The organism is Treponema sp. R80B11-R83G3 (genome assembly GCF_054786115.1).
Map to the genome: position 1 here is coordinate 1 of NZ_BDHF01000329.1, position 823 is coordinate 823.

Annotated in this window: 1 protein-coding gene; it reads left to right on the plus strand. The window is 45.4% G+C overall.

The annotated features are described in order from the left end of the window. Window positions 1–517 precede the first annotated feature (517 nt). Complete coding sequence (locus ACYVRH_RS13670) at window positions 518–664, plus strand: hypothetical protein (protein ID WP_461257439.1); 147 nt, start codon at window positions 518–520, stop codon at window positions 662–664. Window positions 665–823 lie beyond the last annotated feature (159 nt).

Here is an 823-nt window from a genome sequence, read left to right on the forward strand (position 1 = left end):
CCGATGATGAAAAAGCCGATGATAATTCATTGATGATGATGTCAATGGCTTTTGGCATGGACACGTTAAGCGCCCAAGCGAGGCGGCGGACTGTTACGCACGCCATTTCTGAAAACTGCGGCGAATAAAACCGCTTTTTTTCGTTGTACATAGTACAACCTCCTATAATTGTAGTAGCCCCCGATAGCTAGGAACGGGGGATTGCTGTTATTACGCACAGCAAGAAGGAGGGCTAAAACCCGAAACCGCCGCCTTTAACAAAAACCCAACGAAGGCAGGCGGGGTATTTTGTATTGGTGGTGTGGGCTGTAGCGCCCTTCGCCACCGCACAGGGCGCGCTCACACCACCAAGGAAAACAAAATACCCCGCCTGTTGGGTGTTATTAATATTTAAAAACCAAGAATAGAAAAAATTGCGCAAGCAATTTTTACCTTATTTTACCCTATAAGGGAAAAACCGCTTATACAGATGAATTAGAATAATTGCCCTGCCCCCCGCAGGGGGTTGGCATGGCTTTTGCCTGGCTGTAGCGGTTTTATTCCCACTGCAAAAGCCATGCCAAAAGGGTTATACGGAATGAATTACCTGTTATGTGGTAATAATGCGAAAGTTTACGAAGTCTTGGAGACGTTACGAGAGCTTGAGGGGCGTTATAAAGCATAATATGAAACGTAAAGACATGATAAGCAAAACGGGGTATGACTTAGCCCCTTCCCAGATGAAACACGGAGCACGGCTCAAAGGAAAATTATGGACGGAAACAACGGCTATATTCAATTCTGAAAACACTTTTACCAGTTCGCCAATTCTGCAAGAAGTAGC